The organism is Actinosynnema sp. (genome assembly GCF_052038725.1).
On record NZ_JBQGCX010001363.1, the window covers coordinates 1 to 3,539 of the forward strand.

The 3,539-nt window shown below is 74.8% G+C and carries 2 protein-coding genes; one reads left to right on the top strand and one right to left on the bottom strand.

Annotated elements, in window-relative coordinates; translation table 11 throughout:
* The coding region (locus tag ACTUAL_RS28750) for a S8 family serine peptidase (RefSeq protein WP_440902429.1) at positions 1 to 2,600 on the top strand (2,600 nt) is incomplete at its 5' end.
* Between the two features lie 86 nt (positions 2,601 to 2,686).
* Here the strand turns inward: ACTUAL_RS28750 and ACTUAL_RS28755 are convergent.
* Positions 2,687 to 3,539, bottom strand: an 853-nt coding sequence (locus tag ACTUAL_RS28755; protein ID WP_440902430.1) for a peroxidase family protein, incomplete at its 5' end; no start/stop codon positions are given.

Genomic DNA, 3,539 nt, shown 5'->3' on the forward strand with positions numbered 1-3,539 from the left:
AGATCGGCGCGCCCGCCGCGTGGGCCTCGGGCCTGACCGGCGCGGGCGCCAGGGTGGCGGTCCTGGACACCGGGGTCGACGCGGCCCACCCGGACCTGGCGGGCGCGGTCGTGGAGTCCGCGAACTTCGGCGACAGCGCAGACGCGGGCGACCGCAACGGCCACGGCACGCACGTCGCCTCCACCATCACCGGTTCCGGCCGGTACCGGGGGATCGCGCCGGACGCGGTGATCCTCAACGGCAAGGTCCTGGACGACCGCGGCAGCGGCGCCTACTCGTGGATCATCGCCGGGATGGAGTGGGCCGCGGCCCGCGCCGACGTGGTCACCATGAGCCTGGGCGCCCCCGCGAGCGAGGACGACCCGCTGGCCCGCGCGCTCGACCGGCTCACCGCCGAGACCGGCGCGCTGTTCGTGGTCGCGGCGGGCAACTCCGGTCCGCACGCCGCCACGGTCCGCAGCCCCGGCACCGCGGCCTCCGCGCTGACCGTGGGCGCGGTCGACCGGGACGACGTGCTGGCCCCGTTCTCCTCGCACGGCCCCAACGCCGACGAGCGCGTGCTCAAGCCGGACATCACCGCGCCCGGCGTCGACGTCGTGGCGGCCGAGGCGGGCACGCCGGGCGGGCACGTCGCCATGTCCGGCACCTCGATGGCCGCCCCGCACGTCGCGGGCGCCGCCGCGGTCCTGGCGCAGCAGCACCCGGACTGGCGGGCCCAGCAGCTCAAGGCCGCCCTGATGGGCACGGCCGTCGACCCGAAGGGCGCGACCGCCTACGAGCAGGGCGCGGGCCGCGTCGACCTGGCCCGAGCCACCACCACCCCGCTCCAGGCCGACCCGCCGTCGCTGGGCCTGGGGACCCTGCGCTTCCCGCACGACGACGGCGAGCAACCACCCCCGCGCACCGTCACCTACCGCAACACCGGGGACCAGTCGGAGGAGGTCGCGCTGACCGCCGTCCTGCGCGACCCCTCCGGCGCCGAGCTCCCCGGCGCGGTCTCGGTGTCCCCGGCGTCGGTCACCGTCCCGGCGGGCGGCTCCGCCGAGGTCGTCGTCACCACCGCCCTGCCCGCCGACTCGCCGCTCGGCGCGTACAGCGGCGTGCTGCTCGCGGGCGACGACGTGCGCGTCCCGATCGGGCTGACCCGTGAGCCGGAGATGCGCGACCTGCCGATCCGGGTGCTCGACCACGAGGGCGGGCCCGCGCGGAGGTACGCGTCCTGGCTGCTCAACACCGCCACCGGCGACCAGTACTGGCCGTACGACCCGTCCGGCTCCACCACCGTCCGGCTGCCCGTCGGCGACTACCTGATGTCCACGATGGTCTCCCTGGACGAGAAGGCCACCCTGTTCGTCGAGCCCGCCCTGCGGATCGGCGCCTCCTCGGTGCTGGAGCTGGACGCCCGGCGCGGCGTGCCTGCGCGGGTCGCGCTGGACGAACCCGGCGCGGTCCCCGCCATGGTCGGCGCGTTCCTCTCCATGGACGTGCTGGGCGGGCGGGCGCGCACGAGCGGCTTCGGCTACGACCCCGAGAACGTGCTCTTCGTGCCGTCGGACACCACCTCCGAGGCGGCCGAGACCACCCTGGAGCACGCGCTGGTCCCACCCGAGGGGGTCACCGGCCTGCCCTACCAGTACGCGCTGAAGTGGGCCGTCGAGGGCGGTGTTCCGCACGACCTGAGCCGGGAGTTCCACAAGCGGGACCTGGCGCACGTGAACGCCACCGCGGCCTCCGCGGGCAGCGGGACCGTGGTGCGGCACCAGTTCCTCACCGAGCTGGCCACACCGCACGCGATCCTGCTGCACTACAGCCCGGACGTGCCGTGGCGGCACGGGACGGAGCTCCGCTCCGAGCAGGGCGGCAGCGGCAGGGGCTTCCAGGAGCAGGCGAAGGACGTGGTCTACCGCAAGGGCCAGGTGCTGGACGAGTCCTGGTACCGGGGTGTGCTCGGCCCGGCGTTCCCTGAGGTCGGCGAGGGGGACCTGCCCCACGCCGCCCGCCGGGGTGACCGGTTCCTCTACCGGGTTCCGCTGTTCACCGACCAGAGCGCCAACCACCGGGGCGGTCGGGACCACATCACCGAGCGCGTCCTGCTCACCCGCGACGGGGAGGTGCTGCTGGACGAGCTGCGGCAGGCCGGGCACCTGCTGGCGCAGCTGCCCGAGACCGCGGGGGACTACGAGCTGAGCGTCGACGCGGCAGGCGGCGCCGGGTTCGACCTGTCCACGCGGGTGAGCGCGAAGTGGCGCTTCCACTCCGAGCGGACCCTGGCGGAGGAGGCGGCGCCGCTGCTGGCGGTGCGGTTCGCGCCCGACCTGGACCAGCGCAACCGGGCGCCGCGCGGCCGGGTCACGATCCCGGTGTCCGTGCAGCGCAACGGGAGCGCGGACGTGTCGGACGTGCGCAGGCCGGGCGTGGAGGTCTCGTACGACGACGGCAGGACCTGGCGGGCGGCCCCGGTGAGCGGCCGGGACGGCGAGTGGTCGGTGACGACCGCGAGCCCGCCGGGGGCGATGTTCGCGTCGCTGCGGGCGTCCACTTCGGACTCGTCCGGGAACTCGGTGGAGCAGACCGTGATCCGGGCGTACGCGTTGCGCTGACACCGCCGCGGCGCGACGCGGGGGAAAGAGCGCGGCCCCCGGCGGAGAGCCCTCCGCCGGGGGCCGCGTCCGATCACCGGGGGCGATCAGACCAGGTCGTACCGGTCCAGGTCCATGACCTTGGCCCACGCGGCGGCGAAGTCGCGGGCGAACTTCTCCTTCGCGTCGTCGCTCGCGTACACCTCGGCGACCGCGCGCAGCTCCGAGTTCGAGCCGAACAGCAGGTCCACGCGGCTGCCGGTCCACCGGACCTCGCCGGTGGCGCGGTCGTGGGCGGCGTAGGTGCCGTCACCGGCGGCGGCGGGCTTCCACTCGACCGCCATGTCCAGCAGGTTCACGAAGAAGTCGTTCGTGAGGGTCTGCGGCGCGGTGGTGAGCACGCCCAGCTCCGACTGGCCCTGGTTGGCGCCCAGCACGCGCAGACCGCCGACCAGCACGGTCATCTCCGGCGCGCTCAGGTCCAGCAGGTTCGCCCGGTCCAGCAGCAGGTACTCGGCGGGCAGCTTGTGGCCGGGGCGCAGGTAGTTGCGGAAGCCGTCGGCGGTCGGCTCCATCGCGGAGAACGACTCGACGTCGGTCTGCTCCTGCGAGGCGTCCGCGCGGCCCACGGTGACCGGCACGTGCAGGTCCAGGCCCGCGTCCTTGGCGGCCTGCTCGACGGCGGCCGAACCGGCCAGCACGATCAGGTCGGCCAGCGAGACCTTCTTGCCGCCGGTCTGCGCCGAGTCGAAGGCCTCCTTGATCTCCTCCAGCTTCTGCAGCACCTTCGCCAGCGACTCGGGGTCGTTGGCCTCCCAGCCGCGCTGCGGCTCCAGGCGGATACGGCCGCCGTTGGCGCCGCCGCGCTTGTCGCTGCCGCGGTAGGAGGAGGCCGCCGCCCACGCCGTCGACACCAGGTCGGACACGGACACGCCGGTGGCGAGGAGACGCTCCTTCAGG